Origin of the sequence: Haloferax marinum, from assembly GCF_009674625.1 — an archaeon.
GTDB lineage: Archaea > Halobacteriota > Halobacteria > Halobacteriales > Haloferacaceae > Haloferax > Haloferax marinum.
In genome coordinates, this window is the sequence record NZ_WKJQ01000001.1 from 2708676 (window position 1) to 2728860 (window position 20185).

18 protein-coding genes and 1 tRNA gene are annotated in these 20185 nt (G+C 59.0%); 9 read left to right on the top strand and 10 right to left on the bottom strand.

Annotated features, from left to right (window positions below; translation table 11 throughout):
• Positions 1–3: 3 nt before the first annotated feature.
• Positions 4–1038 (top strand): aspartate-semialdehyde dehydrogenase, encoded by a 1035-nt coding sequence (asd, locus tag GJR99_RS13620; protein WP_151113053.1) that lies wholly within the window; start codon positions 4–6, stop codon positions 1036–1038.
• Position 1039: 1 nt separating this feature from the next.
• Here asd and GJR99_RS13625 read toward each other — a convergent pair whose 3' ends face one another.
• Complete coding sequence (locus GJR99_RS13625; RefSeq protein WP_151113055.1) at positions 1040–1606, bottom strand: GNAT family N-acetyltransferase; 567 nt, start codon at positions 1604–1606, stop codon at positions 1040–1042.
• A 90-nt stretch (positions 1607–1696) separates the two neighbouring features.
• Between GJR99_RS13625 and GJR99_RS13630 the strand changes: the two genes are divergently transcribed.
• On the top strand, positions 1697–2188 hold the full coding sequence (locus tag GJR99_RS13630; protein WP_151113057.1) for an HPP family protein: 492 nt from the start codon (positions 1697–1699) through the stop codon (positions 2186–2188).
• A 75-nt stretch (positions 2189–2263) separates the two neighbouring features.
• On the top strand, positions 2264–3088 hold the full coding sequence (locus GJR99_RS13635; RefSeq protein ID WP_151113059.1) for a DUF7537 family lipoprotein: 825 nt from the start codon (positions 2264–2266) through the stop codon (positions 3086–3088).
• A gap of 23 nt (positions 3089–3111) precedes the next feature.
• On the opposite strand, the gene GJR99_RS13640 is transcribed toward GJR99_RS13635, so the two are convergent.
• Complete coding sequence (locus GJR99_RS13640) at positions 3112–3390, bottom strand: hypothetical protein (RefSeq protein ID WP_151113061.1); 279 nt, start codon at positions 3388–3390, stop codon at positions 3112–3114.
• Between the two features lie 961 nt (positions 3391–4351).
• Between GJR99_RS13640 and GJR99_RS13645 the strand changes: the two genes are divergently transcribed.
• Entirely contained in the window at positions 4352–5491 is a 1140-nt protein-coding gene (locus GJR99_RS13645; protein WP_191967129.1) for a glycosyltransferase family 61 protein, read from the top strand.
• 155 nt (positions 5492–5646) lie between these two features.
• Here the strand turns inward: GJR99_RS13645 and GJR99_RS13650 are convergent, their stop codons facing one another.
• The 3 genes from GJR99_RS13650 to GJR99_RS13660 all read right to left on the bottom strand — a co-directional run bounded on the left by GJR99_RS13650 (position 5647) and on the right by GJR99_RS13660 (position 9102).
• Complete coding sequence (locus tag GJR99_RS13650; protein ID WP_151113065.1) at positions 5647–6720, bottom strand: DUF1616 domain-containing protein; 1074 nt, start codon at positions 6718–6720, stop codon at positions 5647–5649.
• Positions 6721–6922: 202 nt separating this feature from the next.
• Complete coding sequence (locus GJR99_RS13655; protein ID WP_151113067.1) at positions 6923–7522, bottom strand: twin-arginine translocation signal domain-containing protein; 600 nt, start codon at positions 7520–7522, stop codon at positions 6923–6925.
• A 107-nt stretch (positions 7523–7629) separates the two neighbouring features.
• On the bottom strand, positions 7630–9102 hold the full coding sequence (locus tag GJR99_RS13660) for a flippase (protein ID WP_151113069.1): 1473 nt from the start codon (positions 9100–9102) through the stop codon (positions 7630–7632).
• 327 nt (positions 9103–9429) lie between these two features.
• On the opposite strand from GJR99_RS13660, the gene GJR99_RS13665 reads away from it, so the two are divergent.
• The 3 genes from GJR99_RS13665 (at position 9430) to GJR99_RS13675 (ending at position 14579) form a co-directional block, all read left to right on the top strand.
• On the top strand, positions 9430–10353 hold the full coding sequence (locus GJR99_RS13665; protein WP_151113071.1) for an alkaline phosphatase family protein: 924 nt from the start codon (positions 9430–9432) through the stop codon (positions 10351–10353).
• Positions 10354–10616: 263 nt separating this feature from the next.
• The gene (locus GJR99_RS13670; RefSeq protein WP_151113073.1) at positions 10617–12365 is read left to right on the top strand and encodes a hypothetical protein; all 1749 of its coding nucleotides are present in this window, start codon (positions 10617–10619) and stop codon (positions 12363–12365) included.
• Positions 12366–12773: 408 nt separating this feature from the next.
• Positions 12774–14579 carry a glycosyltransferase family protein gene (locus GJR99_RS13675; protein WP_151113075.1) on the top strand — a complete coding sequence of 602 codons (1806 nt, stop codon included), beginning with the start codon at positions 12774–12776 and terminating at the stop codon, positions 14577–14579.
• A gap of 318 nt (positions 14580–14897) precedes the next feature.
• Here the strand turns inward: GJR99_RS13675 and GJR99_RS13680 are convergent.
• From GJR99_RS13680 to GJR99_RS13700, 5 genes are all read right to left on the bottom strand, one after another.
• Positions 14898–14968, bottom strand: a tRNA-Pro gene (locus GJR99_RS13680).
• Positions 14969–15095: 127 nt separating this feature from the next.
• Positions 15096–15965 (bottom strand): RNA-guided pseudouridylation complex pseudouridine synthase subunit Cbf5, encoded by an 870-nt coding sequence (locus GJR99_RS13685; protein WP_151113077.1) that lies wholly within the window; start codon positions 15963–15965, stop codon positions 15096–15098.
• Positions 15966–15967: 2 nt separating this feature from the next.
• Positions 15968–16546, bottom strand: a complete 579-nt coding sequence (gene cmk / locus GJR99_RS13690; RefSeq protein ID WP_151113079.1) for a (d)CMP kinase — start codon at positions 16544–16546, stop codon at positions 15968–15970.
• Between the two features lie 106 nt (positions 16547–16652).
• Complete coding sequence (locus tag GJR99_RS13695; RefSeq protein WP_151113081.1) at positions 16653–17573, bottom strand: DUF106 domain-containing protein; 921 nt, start codon at positions 17571–17573, stop codon at positions 16653–16655.
• 177 nt (positions 17574–17750) lie between these two features.
• Positions 17751–18374, bottom strand: coding sequence for an adenylate kinase (locus GJR99_RS13700; RefSeq protein WP_151113970.1), 624 nt, complete (start codon positions 18372–18374; stop codon positions 17751–17753).
• A 274-nt stretch (positions 18375–18648) separates the two neighbouring features.
• Between GJR99_RS13700 and GJR99_RS13705 the strand changes: the two genes are divergently transcribed.
• A complete protein-coding gene (locus GJR99_RS13705; RefSeq protein WP_151113083.1) occupies positions 18649–19635 on the top strand; it encodes a YeiH family protein in 987 nt (328 codons plus the stop codon).
• Between the two features lie 51 nt (positions 19636–19686).
• Positions 19687–20082: a hypothetical protein gene (locus GJR99_RS13710; protein WP_151113085.1), complete on the top strand. Its 396-nt coding sequence runs from the start codon at positions 19687–19689 to the stop codon at positions 20080–20082.
• The last annotated feature ends 103 nt before the right edge of the window (positions 20083–20185 follow it).

A 20185-nucleotide genomic window follows, 5' to 3' on the forward strand; every position in this document is an offset into this window, starting at 1 on the left:
ATAATGGCAGTACGAGTCGGAATCCTCGGCGCAACCGGTGCAGTAGGACAGCGATTTATCCAACTTCTCGAAGACCACCCCACGTTCGAACTCGCGGCGCTGACCGCGAGTGAGTCCAGTGCGGGCAAGCGCTACGACGAAGCCGCAAAGTGGCGCGTCAACACGCCCATCCCGGACGACGTCGCTTCGATGGAAGTCGGCCGAACGGACCCGGCAGACGTCCCTGACGACATCGACCTTCTCTTCTCGTCGCTTCCCTCTTCTGTCGCCGCAGACGTCGAACCGAAGTTCCTCGAAGAAGGCTACGTCGTCTCGTCGAACTCCTCGAACGACCGCATGGCACCGGACGTCCCACTGACGATTCCGGAGATCAACCCCGGCCACCTCGACCTCATCGAAGTTCAGCGCGACGAACGCGGGTGGGACGGCGCACTCGTGAAGAACCCGAACTGTTCGACCATCACGATGGTCCCGACGCTCGCCGCACTCGACCAGTTCGGCCTCGACAAAGTCCACGTGACGACGCTGCAGGCCGTCTCCGGTGCAGGCTACGACGGTGTCACCTCGATGGAGATTATCGACAACGCCATCCCGCACATCGGTGGCGAAGAAGAGAAGATGGAGACCGAGTCGCGCAAACTGCTGGGCTCTTTCGACGGCGCCGAACTCAGCCTCCACGACGCCGAGGTCAACGCTTCGTGTAACCGTATTCCAACCCTCGACGGACACTTAGAGAGCGTCTTTGCAGACCTCGAAGACGACGCCTCGCCCGAAGCCGTCAAAGCGGCGATGCGCGAGTACCCCGGTGTGGACCTCCCGAGCGCTCCCGAGCAACTCATCCACGTCTTCGACGACAACTACCGACCACAACCCCGTCTCGACCGTGACCGTGGCGACGGCATGCAAATCTCCGCCGGCGCGATTCAGGAGACACCCAACGGCGTGAAGTACAACTGCCTCGCCCACAACACGATTCGCGGCGCCGCTGGTGCGTCGGTCCTCAACGGCGAACTCCTCGCCCAAGAAGGCTGGATTTAGGCTAGAACCAACGAGGAGAGTCGGATTCTGTTTTCTCCTCGCTTCGTTGCCACTCCTCGAAGAGGAGTCCGTAGCGGAACACGTCTACGTGTTCGCCATCGACGAATCCCTCTGCTCGGTGGACTCCTTCTCTCGTGAATCCGGCTTTCTCGAGGACGCGGGACGAGGCAGGGTTCGTCTCGAACGCCTTCGCGTACACCTTGTTGAGTCGGCGTTCTCCGAATGCGTATCCACAGATGGCACGGAGTGCGTCGGTCGCATAGCCGTTGCCCCAGTGGTCGGGGGCGACGATGTACCCGACCTCGACTGCTCCGGTGAGGACGTTCGGTGGCTTGAGACCGATAGACCCCACGGGGTCACCGTCGGCGCAGATGACGAAGTTGATGTTGTCGTCGTCTCCCCGAGACTCGACCCACTCGCGTTCGTTCGTTCGAGTGACTGGGTCGACGGCAGCGATTCCCCGTCTGACCCGTGGGTCGTTGACCATCTCGTGGAAAAACGAGATGTGGTCTTCATCGACGGTTCGGAGTTCGACGACGTCACCTTCGAGGAACACTGCGCCGGACATGTCGATACTGTCGATGGGGTCCTACTTACATCTGGTAGTGACCGTCACAGGAAGACACCATTTTCAGTGTGTACCTGTGGACGTAGAGACATGGAACGGCGAGGGGTCGAGACTGCGCTCTTCGCAGGGTTCCTGTTTACTGTCCTCGGGGTCGTCGCGTGGGCGACTGGCAAGGCATTCGTCTTTCCGAGCCTCGGACCCTCCGCGTTCGTCCTCGCGTTCGCACGACCCGCCGACAGACCAGGGGCGCGCCGTGTCGTCGGTGGCCACGTCGTCGGCGCAGTCGTTGGCTTCCTCGCCTACGTCCTCCTCGCAGGCGGTGTCACACTCACGGCCACCCCGTCGGCGTTTTCGCTCGACGGCCTCCGACTCGTCGCCAGCGGACTCCTCTCTGTCGTCGGGACGAGTTGGGGGATGGTCGCTACCGACACCGTTCACGCACCGGCCTGCGCGACGACGCTCATCGTCTCACTCGGGGTGCTCTCGTCCGTCGTCGAGGTTGGAATCATCGTCGTGAGTGTGTTTCTCCTCGTTGGTGTGTCCGAAATCGTGACCCGGCGCTCGACCTCGTTCGGGTTCTGACGGCAACCGATTTCGACCCGTGCTACGCTGTCGCTCAGCGGTGTTAAGCCATCATGTGACGTTGTAGACGTGATTATGCGTAATCAGACACTCACAGTTTTCGTAGCACTCGTCCTCGTCCTCGCGGGGTGTGCTGGAGCGCCGACAGATAGTACGACGGCGACACCAACTGACGGGTCGTCCGGCGGGTCAGGAGGTTCTGGCGGTGGTTCGGACGGGTCTGGCGGGGGCGCAGGAGACGCTGACGAGTTCGTCGTGAGCGACGCAGAGGCCGCGCTCCGTGACGCTGGGAGTTTCACGAGTACGTGGTCGCTCCGCATCGTCGACTCCGAGGGGCAAGAGTCGACGTTGACCAACGCCTACTACGTCGACCTCGACGCGAATCGGACGAGTGAGACGTTCACCATCACCGGCGACGACGAGGGTGCGAGTTACGAGCGATTCATCGCCGACGGGACGAGTTACACTCGGTTCGGTGACGGTACCGACGTCCTGTACCAGGTCATCCCTGCTGACGGCAACCAACTCGATTACGCGCTGGCCCGTGGTGCGTCCTTCGCGTACGACGACTTCGAAGAGGCGACGTTCGTCGGCACCGAAACGTTCGACGGTGTCACAGTCGACCGGTACGAGTACACCGACCCGATGCTCTGGCGACAGTACGGTGCTGGGACGTTTGGGTCCGACCAGAACGTGACGATAACCGACTTCACGCTCGTCGCTCTCGTGGACCAAAACGGCATTGCCCGCTCGTCGGGGTGGGAACTCGTCGGTGAGACAGAGTCCGGTGAACGTGTCTCCGCCGAGTGGCGCTTCGAACTGACCGACCTCGGGTCGACCGACGTCCCCGACCCCGAATGGCTCGACGAGGCTCGTGAAGAAGGAACGGTGACCTACTAACTCGGTCACGCCCGTATCGTCGGTCAGTTGCCGACGACGTTCGACAGTCTGTCGAACGACTCCTGTAACTGTCTTCGGTCGACCTCTCTCGTCTCTCCCGACTCGGACACGCGAACCTCGATGGTGTCGAACTGTGTGTCGTATCTATCGAAAATCAGTGCCGAGGTCATGGCAAACCGCGTCTCGTCGAATTCGTCTTGTTCGATGACGAGCGTGTCGTCCGACTCGTGGACGTCGTACACCTCTATCTCGTACGTCTCAGCGATTCGTTCGACGGTCTGTTCGATTCCCAGTGGTTCCATGGCCCGCCATCAAATCAGCTCATATTAAAAATTACCTTTCGCAGGCGACGGAATTGGTTGCTTCGAGACACGTCGAATCGGTCGGTTCACAACATTCGCAGCGTTCGGTCGGAAATCGGTCGGTTCATCGTATTCGACCGGAACTCCGACCGTTCGAGGACTCTGCAGGACGATACCTGCGCCGACGAGAGACTGCCCTCTCGGTGCGTGGTCGAGACGGTAGAATCGGCCGCCCGAGTCCGCTCGAACAAACTTGGACGACCGATGAACTCTGCTTGGTGTCTGAAGTAAAAAGTCATATGAATCGTGCAATCGGCTACCACGTAACAGTTCGAATTTGGATTCGAGGGGAGGACCGAGCGGAATCCTACGAGAGCCACGACCAGAAATATTGGTATATTAATACTGGTTGTACTGTGGATTGATTGGTATTCGAAACGACATTTTTTGCACTAGCTCGAGTTGCTGTCTGCCATCGAACGACTGCGATAGATACCCTATTTTTGATTAATTCCTGCCATTACTCTCTGACTCCGCGACTCGTCCAAGGAAATACTCCTTTTTCGGAAACCTACTGGGCGTTTGACGAACTGTTTCGCAAGAATGCACGGAACCGAACGATACGTGGGTCGTTGGTGCGCCCACAAATCGGCACACTGCAAGGAGTTCTCTGAGTCTGATGGCGACTCCGGCGCGAGTTCGCCAGAGGACACTACTCACGTCCGTCTCCCTCCGCTGGGTAGCGCGTCACTGTGTTAGAACCGTGTATGTCCTATGTACCGGTAGTAGAGGGGGAATAACGAAATGTGAAACTGACGAGATATCATAGTAGATGACTCAATTAAAGGACGTTTCCAGAACCATCCTCAACTACTACCAAAGTCGGGGGTTGAGAGTCTTATCTTCGAAAGCGCCACAGTACACGAGAGAGCGACTGCCCTATAGTCTCTGGCCGCCACTTTTGAAAGACCCACGAAATCGGGCAGACGAGGTCGTTACGCTCCCCGAGAAACCGTCGTTGGACGTCGAGTATCGGGGAGAATCCAGGGAGTCTGCACCCCGGCAACTGCGGAACTTCGAGGGAACGATATCGAGTCCTGACAACCACGTCTACGTCTACGAGGACGTCGAGGTCGTCGGACGTGCTCCCGTCGCACGCATCGACGGGAGATACTTGCTCCCTTCGTGGTTCGGCGTCGACACCGCGTTTTTCGTCCATCAGATGAAGTTCATGAAGCGCGTCATCCCGCTCAGTCGCGTTCTCAAACACTCGCTGTTCGGCGCCGAGCCCGCCCGACACATCGACCACGCCTTCATCCTCAACAGTGAGCGCGGGTCGTACCGGTACTGCTGGTTCCACGAGACGATACCCAAGCTTCGATGGTACGAAGAGTACTGCGAGGTGACCGGTGAGACGCCGACTTTGATAGTCAATTCGCCGTTGCGCGACTTCCAACGACGGTCTCTGGAGTTGCTCGGTTACGACTCGAGTCAGTGGATCGAACACGGTCACGAGATAAGCCACGTCGACAGACTGGCGGTCGCACCCCACCCGATACGTCTCGAGGGGAATCCGAGTTCTGGGTTCGCCTCAGAGATACAGTGGGCCGGCGAGCGAATCGTCTCGAACCTCCCCGACGTGGACACGACGTTCTCGAAGCGCGTCTACATCTCCCGTGCTGACGCGAGCAGACGCCGCGTCCAGAACGAAGAGGAAGTCATCGACCTCCTCGAATCACGCGGGTTCGAAGCGTACGAACCGGGTAGGTTCTCGCTCGAAGAGCAGATCAAACTGTTCGCTGGAGCGGACATCATCGTCGGTCCCCACGGACTGGCGTACGTCAATTTGATGTTCTGTGATAGCGACACGAGTGTCGTCGAACTGTTCGCCCAGGATGGCTGTGACGAGAGCTACTTCGTCCTCGCGAACGAGTACGACATGGACTACGAGTGTATGGTCTGTGAGTCGATTTTCACCGGCGAGAACAGTCGGGCCATCAACAACGACATCGTCGTCGACGTCGACGGACTGGAGACGATCGTCGATTCTCTTATCGAGAAACACGAGACCGAGTCCACCGTGGCTCCAACCAGCGATTGAGGACCACCGTGACCTCAACCAACGACTGAGGTTCCGAATTCGGAACGCTGCGAACGCTCACACCTGTTTCTACTTGGCGTGCCGTGCGCTCACTGGACGTTCTACTGGTCTACCTCTGACGTCACGTTCTACTGGTCTACCTCTGACGTCACGTTCTACTGGTCTACCTCTGACGTCATCGAGGCGGACTCACCGGAGTCCGAGACCGATATCCAGAGGTGGAGGTTTCGGTACGAGTTCTCCATGTTCGGGTCGTCGGGGACCTCGCCTTTGTAGACGTGATACGCCAACCGCAGGTTCTCTCCTTCCATCGTCGGCGAAATCGTGTGCGGGTACTCCCAGGTCTCGCCGGCAGAGACGGTCTCTTGGGTACGCAGGAGTTGCGTCTCTTCTGTGACCGTCGACGAGTTGTCTGCGATACTGACTCGCTGGAGTTCGACGACGACCGAGTACGTCGTCTCGGCGTCTTCGTAGTTTTCGACGCGCAGGACCATCTCACTGCCCTCCCCGGTGGTGAAATCGGTCGGGTAGCCCGATGCGACGAGGCTCCCGTTCTCGTCTTCAGTCAGCAAGGCGACGTTCGTGTACGTCTCACCGTTGTCTGGCGACAGAAGAGCGAACCCCATCACTCCGACGGCGACCACCACGCTGACGACGAAGACGACAGAGAGAATGGAGTCCACCCTACTTCCTCCGCTGAAGAACTCGCTCGTCGACTGCGCCCACTCTCGCAGTGGTACAGTGAGACGCTTCTCTGCGGGAATGTAGAGACGCTGAATGGTGCCGACGACGACAGCGCCGATGACGAACACGTTCATCGCCATCAGAATCGACTGCTCGACCACCGACCCGGTCAACAAAGCGACCACGACACCTAACAGTGGGACGACCACGAAGCTCATCCCGACCGAGAGTATCGCACGCGTCTTCCAGGTGATTTGGCTCTTTCCGAACGCCAACCCCCGGTAGTACGACTGCGCTGGTCGTGAGCTGTGGTCGCTCCCATCGGGAGTGTACCGGCGGGGAAAGAGAAGCGCGACCACGAGATAGCCGGGGACGAACAGCACCATCGGCAGGCCGAACAAGACCTTCAACAACGGCAGTTCGGCAGGACCATAGAACAGCAGTACGTCAGCAACTGCGAGCAGAAGCACAGTGCCAACGAGGTCTGATGGGATGGTGAACTCGATACGTTCGATGTATCGGACGACGTTTCCTAAAGTGCTCATGATGGTTGGGTAGTGCCCACACGTTTGCTGGTGGGAGGACGTGCGTGTGGGAGGGCGTGGGGGTTTCTGACTGCGAGCTGCCAGGACATCTTATGAATATTACATCTCGACAAGTATAATAATGGAGCGGCTACCCTCTCTGTTCGATAAATTCACCCTGGAAAAAACGAAGGACCGCGCGGGGGAGTTCTGACGACCTATCTCAGTCGTTGTAGTTGTAGCACGGGCAGTCTACGTCGTCGACGTCGATTCTGTTGTTGTTGAACTCGTCGATGATGTTTTTCAGCATCTCGCCGTTCGAAACTGGGACACCGTCGACGTACCAGGACGTGAGTTTGGTCCCGTTTCCATAGGTCCAACCGGACGCATCCAGCCACTGCCTTGCGTAGGACACCACTTTGTTGATGGGTTCCTTTCCGTAGCCAACGTCGACAACGGGGGTGGTCACACAGGGATGATACGCCGCCTGGTTGTTGATTACGAAGGCGACGAGGTGAGTCGCCATGATGTGGCCCTTGTCACCTTTCGCGGGGGCTTTGAGGAACGCTTGTCCGTCTTCGACGGTCGGGAAGTAGACGCCGGGGACTTTCTTGTTGACTTGTTCGAGCGCAGTTGGGTCGGCGGGCGGTCCCGGATACCAGTCGTGGTTCATCCAGTAGCCTGGCGTGCGGGCACAGTTGGTGGCTGCTGCAGAGCCCGAGAACGCGGGGATACCAATTCCGAGCATTACGGTCGTCGCCGCACTCTTTCGCAGGAGTGAACGGCGAGACATGTCGAACGTTCTTGATTTCTTTGATGACATACTATTAGCCCCCCTCGTGGGGCAAGCAATACATCGATGTATGGAGGGATAGTTATGAATGAGTTTTTACAATATTGTCATCCTTACTTGGCGATTAGTAACTCACACTACGTGAGTACTGCAAACAGATTCCGAATATCGACGACCCCTGACAGAACGATGAGGATGAACCAAGCGACCCCGCCGACGAAGATGACGCCGATGAGCGACGGGACGCTCGAGATGTATCCCGTTAGTGGGAAGACGACGGCCGACATTCCACCCGTGACGGCAGTCAGTAGGAGACCAGAGCGAAGGAGTTTGGACTTGTCGATCGGCAGTTCGTCCATGATGAGGTACAGTTGTGCAGCGACGTAAACGCTGTACGTGAGTACTGTTGCGATAGTGGCTCCGATGATGCCGAACGGCGGGATAAGAAGCACGTTGAGAACGATGTTCCCTACCGAGGTGGACGCCTTCGCGGTCGCTCTCATATTGGCACGGCCGAGGTAATCCAGTCCGTCGCTCGTGATAACGTTGAGTGCGCGAACGAACATGAATACACTGAAAATCTGAAGAACTGGCACGGCTCCGGCGTACGCAGAGCCAAAGACCAGTCGAATCATCGGGTCTGCGATGAGGACGACTCCTGCCGCGGCAGGAGCGTAGATTGCCACGGTGTACCGAAACACCTCTTCGTACAGTCTGGCAGCGTGGTCCTCCTCGTCGTTGGCCTTTTGCTCTCCGAGCGTCGGTGAAGAGCCGATTCCGAGCGAGCGGGCAGGCACGATAAGAAAGTCCGAAATCTGCTTTCCGAGCGTGTAGAACGCGATCGCTTCCGGGCCTCGGAACACACCCAGCAGAATCCGGTCTGCATGCGAATTGATGACGTTCGACCCCATCGTCAACGTGAGCGGCGCGCTGTATTTCAGCAGGCGTCTAGAGACTTGTTTTTCGAGCGTCTTGCTCACGTTCTGAGTCGAATAATACTTGCGGTAGATGATGGCTAACCCCAAGATAGCTGCCAATCCATACGCGAGTGCGTATCCAGATAACGCTCCCTCGAGGCCGAACCCGAAGTAGATGAAGGCCGGAACAGCCACCAACAACAGGACGTTCGACACGATACTCACGGCCGCGTATCCTTTCATGTTGTTGAAACCGTAAAAGAAGTACGTGGCGTCTCCCTTGAACGACATCGTTACGATATACCCAATTCCGAATAAAAGAAGTGCAGATATCGCAGGTTCACCGACGACGGCGGCTATCGTATCGTGGTACAGGAATATGGCCGTGCACACGAAGACGATTAATATCCCGTTGTAGAGTAACGTCTTTTTTATTACAATTGGGACGAGTTCGGGTGACTTCTCTCGATAATCGTTGATGTACCGCGCACTCGCCATCGTGAGGCCGAGATTCGCAAAGAGCATCAAGATACCCAGAACAGAGAGCGTGAGAAAGAGCAGTCCGTATTCAGAGGGCTGGAGGAGATACCGCGTCAATAGCAAGAGGAGGCCCGCCTGAGTGACCATTCCCAATACTTGTGAGGCGAAAACGACTGACGTTCCGCGGAGAATCTTCCCAAGCATTGGAATCATCTAATACTCGAATCAGCCGAGCATTGTTATTGTTCGTCTATACCCGGTCCCAGAACTAAGATGTGTGCTCCGTGTCTCGGAGAAACTGGGGACTGAGACTCGTCTAGAACGGACGACTGATTTTCCGTCGCAACCCGCTGCAGTAGCTTACCTCCGAACTTGGTATCAGGAGAAACCACACTATAATTATGTTCGTCTGGAGGGTACATCGTCATCGAACATGCAGACCCACTGTCGACGGACGGAAACGGTGGGGTACCCGCTCCAAACACCATGTCATCGGCGGGTGTCTCCGACGTTGAGTGACTCTCCAACCGAGGGGGATGAATGACGTTGCTTCCCGACAGATATACGCTCGACAACTTCACAGCGGGACTGCGGAATCCGAAGCTCTTCCAGATCGAACTCCGTCGGATGCTCACCTATCAGCTGTTTACAGCAGCACATGGCCGCGGAATCTCTGTCACCGAACAAGACTGGGACACACTCGTCATCCTCGACGCTTGTCGGTACGACTACTTTGCAGACCGGGTCGAACAGAGCGGAATCGACGGGTCGCTCTCCTCGGTGATTTCGAGAGGGCCAGAGAGCTGGATATTTATGAGCGAGAACTTCGTCGGGAACGAACTGCACGACACCGTGTACGTCAGTGCGAACCCGCACGCGAACGAACTGCCCGATGGGACGTTCTTTAGAGTCGAACCATTGCTGGACAGTTGGGACCCTGACGCCGAGACGATACTCCCCGACGACGTCGTGAGCGCGGCCGTGGACATGCACGAGCGGCATCCAGATAAGCGGCTCATCGTCCACTTCATGCAACCACACATCCCGTACATCGGAGAGACAGCAGAACAAGTCCGTCGTGACGTCGACATCAGCCGATTCCGAGTCGGAAGCAGATGGTGGGATGCGATGGAAGCGGGCGAGATCTCGCGAGAACAGACCCACGAGGCGTACGTCGAGAGCCTCGATATCGTCTTGGAACACGTCGCGTCCCTCCTCGAACAGGTGGACGGAAAAACCGTCATTACGGCAGACCACGGCGAACTCTTGGGAGAACGTCTCGTCCCCTTTGGCCCTCCTCACTACGGCCATCCGCCGATTCACACGGCGAAGCTCCGTACGGTTCCGTGGTTCGAACCCGAATTCGACGACCGGCGTGAGGTCGTCGCAGAAGACCCGATGGCCGTCGAACGGCTCGACGACGAGGAGGTGGGCGACCGGCTCGAGGCACTGGGGTACGTCTGATTGGAAGTCGACCGACGTCCAGTTCGGAGAACTGCTTCATCGTCTGCATCCACAGCACACTGAACGTTCACTCGGCACGGGGAACGACGAATCGGCGCTCGCGCGGTGGCACTCACGGCACCGTTAGCTACACACTCGCTGAGAACAGTAACGGTATGTGATAACTATCTGTGGGAAGAACAAAGGTAAGTGGTGAATAAGCGTATTTTCTCAATACGAACCCTGTAAGAATCGATAAGTCACTAAGCTCTCGCTACCAAAGTATGTCAGAGGAGAATCGCAGTAGTAAGCCCTCCAACACCACGAACAAAGAGATTGCCGATTCGGACAATCATCCGGACGCACCAGACTCAGAACTCGGTGCGAAACGGAACGGACTCGACCGTCGTTCGTTCCTGAAAGCGGCTGGTGCAGCCACCATCGCCACGGCAGGTGTGGCGTCCGGTGCCGCCTCCTCGGCCACGTCCCACGGCGGCATCACGTTCGACCGAGTAGTCAACGCCGTCGACGACCTCGGTATGGACCCCACCGGTTCCACGCCCATCGACTCTGCTTTCGAAGCCAACATCCAAACTGGCACCCTCATCGAGTTCCCCCCAGGAACCTACCTCTTCGACCGCCACCACTACTACGACGGTGTGAGCCGATTCGGTATCCGCGGTACCGGGAGCAGCCACCGCGACGTCCAGTTCACCCCGACGAAAGACAGTGCGCTGTTGCTCATCGCTGGATTCGCTGGCTCCGGTATCCTCATCGACAACCTGTCGCTCCAACAGCGGAACGACGAGACCACCGCGGCCGCAATCGGTCTCAACTCCCCCGACAACTCGCTGATTCGAGACGTCGAATGGCTCGGTGTCACGCCCGACGACGACAACGGTCTCGACTTCAACCTGACGTACGCAACCACCGACATCAGCGGTGTCAACGTCGCTGAACGGATTACCCACGGCGTCGATGCGGAGTCTGTCGAAGTTCCGTACCCAGGTGGCGCACAGACGATTCGCGGCGGTCCGGGTCACGTTGGTGAACTCATCCTTCGCGACGCAGAACTGCGCAACGCCAACGAGAACGCCACCCGCTACACCTCCGAAGGTGTACTCACCGTCGAAGGTGGCGTCTTCGCGAACAACCAGAACACCCAACTCCGGTTCAGCGCTGGCAACCACCCCTCGAAAGTCTCCAGCGCCCGCGGCGTTCACATCATCGTCGACGACCCTGAGACGCAGGTCTCGGCGTGTATCCAGTTAGACTCCAGTCCTGCTGCCGACTACGGCGCAATCTTCGAAGACTGTGTCATCGAATCGATAAACGCGAAAGGCGACGGTGGTGGACGCGGTGTCATCGACTTCCCGACGTGGGGTGCACACGGGTCTGCCACGTTCCGTAACTGTGTCATCCGCAACGAGCGTCCGGGTCGGACGGTCAGCGGTGCTCGAATCGAGTCCGGACGCCCAGTTCCCGAGGAGACGGCGATTACCTTCGAGAACTGTTCGTTCACCGGGAACGGTGGCGGCTTCTACGCCCACTCCGACCGGTCGGGGTCCGTCATTCACAAATCGTGTGTCGACATGCCCAACGCGGACATCACCGGGTTCAAAACGCAGAATGTCTCCTCGTCGAGTTGCCGGATTCCGTCTGACGTCCTCGGAGGGAGTAGCGGTGGCAGCACCGACGATGGAAGCACCGACGGGAGTACGGGCGGAAGCACCGACGGAAGCACCACGCCAACGCTCCACACGTTCTCGATTCAGACGACCGAAGACGCACCGCTCGTTCAGTACTCGCTCACCGTCGACGGCGACGCTGCACGTGGGATGAACGCTGAAAAGAGCGACTTCCTCACGAATAGCGACGGTACGGTCCAGATAGATGGATACGCCGCGAACGGGTCTGAAGACACGTACAACTACGTCGGAAGCATCGTCGCCTGGTCCGCCGATGTCGACGCACAGTATTACGACCTGTTCATCGACGGTGAACCCGTCGACCCGTCCAGCCTGAACCAATAACACGACGAACCGGACCACCACACCGGTTGGTCTGACCACCACACCGGTTGGTCTGCTGTGAGTGACCGAACCCACGTCGTCGGTTCACTGCGCTCGACGAGTTCGGTTCTGTGAACACTCCCCGCCCGGTTCGAACCCAGACGCCACCGTCTGAGCGGTGTCGTTCTCGGACGACTGCGTTTCTTACTTTTTCGACGACAGAGCGGATTCGCTAGTTGTGTCTCTTGGTGTCGGAACTCATCGTCCCGTCCGGACAGCCACTTTTCGAGAGTTAGAAAGATACTAACCGGTAGTGTGGTCGTTCGCCGATGCACGATTAGATTCCGGCCACCCTGTTCTGTCCAGGTAGCGGTTCGGGGCGTGCAACCGGCCCATAACTAACCCTTCTTGACGAGTGCTAGTCGGTATATGCAGCTCCCGTCCAGCACTAGTGACCGGTGGTCGAAGTTGCTGGGTATCGCCGGATTTAGCAGTCTCACTCTGGCAATCCTCGTCGCCCACCGGAATCCGACAACAGCGTACGAGTTGTCTATCTACACGTCGACGCCAGCCCTGTTTTGGGTCGGTGTCGTCGCCGCGTTTCTCTCGGCAGTCGCTCTCTCGCTCACCACGAAGAACAGTCAGCTCCGCCGATTCGGACTGGTTCTCGGGGGGCTCTCTAGCTTTGCAGTCATCTCTCTGTCGATAACTCGTGGCTACTTCTTCCAGGGGATTCACGACTCGGTGACGCACGTCGGAGTGACGAATGGGTTGCTCACCGGGAGGTTGACCCCATTCGAAACGGTCTATCCGGCGCTACACACCGTCTCTGCGTTCCTCAGTACGATGGCAGGGCTCTCCGCGTGGCAGTCGACGTTCCTCGTCCCGTTGTTTATCACCGCCGGCATCTTCTTCGTGTTCGTTCCGCTCGTGGTTCGGGCACTCCTCGGGAACGAGGCGGCGTTGACCGTGGGCGCATTCTCCGCGTTTCTACTCATTCCACTCCACCAACTCGCAGCGACGACTCGTCCTCACCCGAGTAGTCAGGCGACGCTGTTCGCCCCGATAGTGGTGTTCTTCTTGATCGTGTACCTTCGGTCCCCCAAATCGAGTGGTCTCTTTGGAACTTCGACGTCGGTCGCTGTCGCACTCCTCCTCTCAGTCTTCGCACTGATTCTGTACCACCCAATGCAGGCGTTGAACGTCGTCGCGTTGTTCGTCGTGATTAGTGTGTTCCAGTTCTTCTTCAGCAAGCGAAACACCACTCTAACCAGATGGAACCACCGGCCACTGTATCCCATCGTCATCTCTCTGTCTGTGGCCGCGTACTTCCTGTGGATAGTGCAGTTCCCAGGTCTCATTACCATCGCACAAGGGGGCGTCGGCTCTGTCATAGACTTCTTGGCTGGGTCCTCCACCACCCCCGGTTCTGCCATTCAATCGCAGTCGTCTTCCCTCCGAGCGATTGGGTCGAGTCCCACGACGGTGTTCCTCAGGTTGTTCGCGGTGAGTACCATCTACATCGCCGTGTCGGGAGTGGTCGTGATTGGGACGGTCGCAGGAATCCTCAAAATCCGGTCCAAGCCCGTCGATACGAACCGACTGATAGTCTATTTCACCGGTGGGCTAATCGCGATGGGTGGAATCTTCGGCATCTACGTCGTCGGGAACGTCGGGCAGTACTTCTTCCGGCAGGCTAGCTTTATGATGTTGATTGCGACGATTATCGGTGCCGTGGGAGTCGCGTACGGTGCGAGCGTCGTCTCGAACACGCGACTGCGCAAAGCGGTCGTCCCGGCGTTGGTCATCGGCTTTACCCTCCTGTTCGTCCTCTCGTCGCTCACGCTCTACAACTCGCCGTACATATTCAGAGCGAACCAGCAAATCACCGAGGCTCGAATCGTCGGGTACGACGCGACGTTCGACATCACCAGCGAGGAGGCGATTATCTCTGGCGTCCAAGAGGAACCGGAGCGATACTACCAGGCCATGGTTGGCTTCAACGATGGCGGCAGACTCGACGGCGCGATTGGTAATAGTACGCAGATTACGCAGCTACAAGCCCAACAGCAGGACGACTGGTATCTCGTCATCACCCGAAACACGTACGTCCGAGAGCTCACGGTCTACAAAGAACACCGATTCTCCACGTCGGACCTCGGCTCCCTCCAGCACCAAGCCGACGTGAATCACGTGTTTTCGAACGGGGACCTCGACCTGTATTACATCCCGTAATCGGGGTCGCTCTCGTTGGGCAGTGAACGATTTCTCTCATCGCTCGTCGGCTGCGACTTCCGGGCTCGACGCTCAACGCGGTGACGAATTCACTCGACGCAGGTGGGTTCTCGTCGGAGTCCTGACGGACTAGCTGTGCGGTAAGTCAGTCGGTACTGTACCGCGAGGCGAGCGGAGCGAGCGCTCGCGGGAAGTTTTTGGTCCACCGTGAGACGCGATGCGTCTCACGAGTCACCGTTCGCGTTCGCTCACGGTGACAGATTTTTGCGAGGAGACTGTCGCTCAGAGAGCGATAGTCGACGAAGTAAAAAGGTGGAGTGGGACCGCTGAGAGTCGAACTCAGGTCCTACCGACCCCATCGGCAGAGGATACCACTACCCCACGGTCCCAGGGTGCATTCAAAGCGATGTGTGTCTCGGGGTTAAGCCCTTCGTTTCGTCGTCGGACTGCGGCGGGCTGTCGTGTGACCTAATCGCACGTCGGAAGGAGAATTGTTCCAAAGACCGTCGGCAGAACTCAGACCAACACGCGCTCTAACGAGACGACGATTCCGGAGTCGGCGTCGGCGTCGCCGACGAGTTCCCCGAGACAGACGGCCGACCCATTCTCGGTGTAGCACGCGACGAGGTCACCACGGGAGGCGTCGGCGTCCACGTCGAACACGCCGGGGGCGTAGACCGGGGCACCGTTTGCGACTTCGCGGGCGGCGCTGTTGGCAATCGTCACCGATGGAATGTGCGTCAGTGCGCGTTCGGCGGGGAAGACGAGGTCACGAATCCACGACTCGTCACCGTCTTCGGCGAAGACGAGGGCGTCTTGCAGGTCGTGGAGGTCGACGAGGTCTGAGTCGTCGAACGGGTCGGTCGCGGTTCGGCGCAGATGACCCATGTGGCCGCCAGTTCCGAGTGCGAGACCGAGGTCGTGACAGAGTTTTCGGATGTAGGTTCCCGACTCACACCGGATGCGGAGGAGTGCCTGTCGGTCCTTCACTTCGAGCAGGTCGAGGTCGTAAATCTCGCGGACGCGAAGGCGACGCGAGACGGCCGATTTCCGGGGCGGTTTCTGGTAGAGTTTGGTCTCGAACTCTGCGACGGTCGATTCGATGTCTGCGGGTGCAGGGCCGTGGAGTTCGAGGACCGAGACGTACTCTTTGGAGCCTTCGAGAAAGACCTGCGCCATGCGGGTCGCGTCGTCGAGGAGAGTCGGGAGACAGCCAGTCACTTTCGGGTCGAGCGTTCCCGAGTGGGCGGCTCGGTCGAGGCCGGCCATGTCGCGGACCCACCCAGTCACCTGGTGGGCCGACGGCCCCGGTGGCTTGTCGAGGTTGACGACGCCGAACGAGAGGAGTTCGTCGACGCTTCGGTCTTCGGGTGGGGTTCGGAGCATGGTTAGAAGTCGTAGCGGACGCCTTCGACGGGATACTTGCCTTCGTCGTCGTCGGGGTCGTAGGCTTCGACGGCCGACGTGATGATTTCAGTCACTTCACTTTCCCCCCACCGAGCAGTGTTCAGCGAGATGTCGTAGATAGAGAGGTCTGAGAAGTCGATGTTGTAGTATTCCATGTACCGTTTCGCCTCGCTGGCCTCGCGAGTGACGGTCTCTTCGCGCGCGACGTCTACGGCCTTGTCCTCTCGGTCGGCGATTCGTTCTGCGCGAACGTCGACTGGAGCGTCGAGCCAGAATCGCAGGTCCGCTTCGTCGCCCGCGAGCCAGCCAGCGAGTCGGGATTCGAGGAGGACGTCGTCGCGTTCGACTGCGATAGAACGGAGGCGTCGGTCGAGGTCACGGTCGATTTGGTCGTCTTCCTCGGCGAGTTTGTTGAACTCGACGGCGGACATGTCACGCTCGGCGGCGAGTTGACGGAAGATGTCGCCACCACTGATGTGTTCGAGGTCGAACGCCGCGGCGAGTGCGGCCGCCGTCGTGCTCTTTCCGCTGCCCGGTGGCCCGGAGACAGTCAGTAACATATCCATGCTCCGTGGGGTTGCCTAAAAGAGGTTATCGTTGGCGACGGCCCCTGTGGGGCCTTCTCACGCCGGTCGAGGGGGGAGAAGTGAGACGTTGGACGGTGGCTTACGACGTCGAGGGCGTCATGTCGATGTTGAGCCCTTTGCGGATAATCTGGGTGAAGCCCATCGAGCAGAGGAAGTACCAGACAATCCACGCCTGCATCGGACCGACGACACCGTCTTTCCACGCGACTTCCCCGACCAGCGGGAGCACGAGGGGTTCGAGCGAGACGTGTGGTTGGGCGTTCGCGCCGCCGACACCGATGGCCCAGTACATCCAGAGGAACACCGGGATGGTGAGGAACATAATCCACACCATCGGGCGGAACTGCTCTTTGAACATGCCCATCTGGTCGCCCATCGCTTCCATCTGTTCTTCTTGAATTTTCTCCAGTGCAGCGTCGTCGTCGTTCGCACGGGCCTCCTTCTGTCGCTTCTGGATGTCCTTCATCCGCTCTTGGTAGACGGACATCTTCTCCATGTCCATGAGGTTCGCCTGCAGGAGCGTGGAGTAGAGACCAGTGGCGAGTGCGAGGACCATCACGACGGCGTAGAACGGGAGCAACTCGGCCAGCGGACCGAGTGCGACGTCCATGACCCCGCCGATGACGTTGCGAACCTCGGCGACCGAGTAGCCGAGGAACAAGCCGACAGTCACGACTGCCGCGCCCTTGTCGTACTTCGACCACGAGGAGTCACCGGTGTCAGTCGACGAGGAAGACGAACTCGACGACCCGGACGACGAGTCACTGTCTTCGAGGCCGGCGCGGGTCGCCGCTACATCTGCGAGTCGGAACCCTTCGTCGCCATCGACGAGAATACCTTTCTCGATGAGACGGCCCCACTGGCCGCTCGTGAGCTCGTCGCGGACGTCGGCCCACTCGACTTCGCCGTCGTCCGCCCGTTCGAGGACGGTCTCGACGGCGGCGCGCATGTCGGAGTCCGAACCGACGAGGGAACGCACCTTAGATTCGATTCGTGCCATTACCGCCCCTTTAGCAACCGGCCGTTATCAAGGTTTTACTCTGCGGGCGAGAACACGCACGACTGGAGATGCGGCGTCCCGGCCGACAGAGGTGCGAAAAAAGCCGAATCAGTGGTTCGGTTACGCGTCGTCGACGACGTCACCGAAACTCAGAGCGTTCTGGTTGTTCGTCGAGTCTTACGACTCGATGGTGGCGGCGATGTCGTCGAACACTTCGTCCGGCGTCTGTTCGCCGTCGATTTCGACGAGGACGCCTTCGTCGCGGTAGTGCTCGATGACCGGTGCGGTGTTCTCTTCGAAGACCGAGAGACGCTCACGGACGGTCTCTTCGGTGTCGTCGTCGCGCTGGGCGAGTTCGCTGCCACACTCGTCACACACGCCTTCTTCTTCCGGTTGGTTGAACTTGACGTGGAAGTTGGTTCCGCACTCGGAACAGACGCGTCGGCCGGTGAGTCGCTCGACGAGTTCGCTCTCGGCAACCTTCAGATAGAGGACTGCGTCGAGGTCCGTAATCTCCGTGAGGTACTCTGCCTGCGAGAGATTCCGTGGGTAGCCGTCGAGGACGTAGCCGTCTGCGTCTTCGAGTGCCGCGCGGACGATCTCGTTGACGACTGCGTCGGGGACGAGTTCTCCCTTCTCCATGAACGACCGAGGCGTGCCGTACTCGGTTTCCATATCCTTGTTCGCACGAAGTGCGTCACCGGTCGTGACGTGTTCGATGTCGTACTTCTCGGCGAGTTGCTTCGACTGCGTGCCCTTGCCCGCGCCAGGAGCGCCGAGCAGGAGGATGCGCTTGCCCATATCGACTACCATCCAGCGAGAGCATATAGTGTTGAAGATACCAACCCAGATATGCGACGACTTGGGTCGGAGAAAAGGGCAAATATCGCTCGTTCGTTCCAGTGATTTGCCTGACAATACCCCACACGAACGCAGATTTCGGTGAATGTTGCCGGCTTCTACGGTGCAGAGCGACACGTTCAACGGCCCCTCGCTCGTCTCGTCGAGTGATGCGTGACGTGCCACTGGAAGCACCGAGTCTGACCGGTCTCTCTGTCACCGGACTGTGAGCAAGATGGTAGCGGGCCGTATTCAGCGACTCCTCCCCGGCTTGGGTCTCCTCGTCGTCCTCGCAGGGGTGGCAACACTCGTCGCAGGCGTCGTTCCAGGAGTCAACGCACTCTTGCTGGGCGTCTTCTTCGGCGCGGTCGTCGCCAACACCGTCGGCGTCCCCGACTGGGCGAAACCGGGTGTCGATACACAAACGGTGCTTCTGGAGGCGGGTATCGTCCTCCTCGGTGCTCGTATCGCCCTCGACGAACTCGTCGCGTCCGGGCCACTAGTTATCGGTCTCGTCGTTGTGACCGTCGTCGTGAGCATCGCGCTCGTCGAAGTGGTCGCCGGGCGGGGATTCGGACTCACGGCCAAGACCAGTTCGCTCCTCGCTGCAGGGGCGAGTGTCTGCGGTGTCTCGGCGGCGACCGCCATCGCAGGGACCATCGATGCCGACGGGGAGTCGCTCGCGCACGTCGTCGCGACGGTTCTGCTGTTCGACGCGATTACGCTCGCCGTGTTCCCCGTTGCCGGAGAGATACTCCCGCTCACTGGCCAGCAGTTCGGTGTCTGGGCCGGTCTGAGCATGTTCAGCACTGGACCGGTCACCGCGGCAGGGTTCGCTCACTCCGAGGTCGCAGGACAGTGGGCGACGGTGACGAAACTCGCACGTAACTCGATGCTCGGTGCAGTCGCGCTCTGGTACGCTGCCCGGTATGCGAGCCCCGACTCTGGAGGCGTGAAGGCCGTCGTCGACGGAATCCCTGCGTTCCTCGTCGGGTTCGTGTTGGTTGCCATCCTCGCAAACGTTGGGCTGTTCTCCACCGGCACGCTGGCGGGTATCGACACTGCTAGCGATACGCTGTTCGCACTCGCGTTCGTCGGCCTCGGCCTCGACATCCGTCTCGACGCGATGCGCGAGACAGGCGTCTCTCCCGCGTTCGTCCTCGCAGTGCAACTACTCGCTATCAGCACAGTGAGCCTCGCCGCAGTGATGCTGTTCATCTGACCACCGCGACGACGCGGGCGGTTTTTGTACCGAGCGACAGTAGCCACGAGCATGACCCGATTCGAGGCAGACTCTCCCCGTGAGCGTCGGAAACTCTTCGCCGACGCAGTCGTGGCACATCGCAACCGTGGAAGCGCCTTCCTCACGATCGAAGCCGAACGTGACCCGGACGTCGACGGAGAAGACCCCGGTCCGTGGATTCAGTTCGCCGAACGGACGTTCAACATGGACGTGACCGACGAGGAACTCGACCACCTGAAGGGCCTCCTCGACGAGTTCCCCGAGTTCCGCATCGACCAACTGGAGAGTCCGGAGGAAGCAGAGGGAACGAACGTCAGAATCTCTGCGCGGTCCGACGCGAACCGCCTCGCTGGCTTCGTCGACCGTGTCTTCCAGGTCGTCTACGGCCGGTCGGACGACTACCAGGCGTGGGTTACCGCCATCTGAGAGAGGGAAGTTAACGAACGTCCCATAATCCCGGCGAGTTTCGCCGACTCGGGGGCGGGATTTGCGAACTTCTATACCAATTCGCGTTCAAGCCGGCGATATG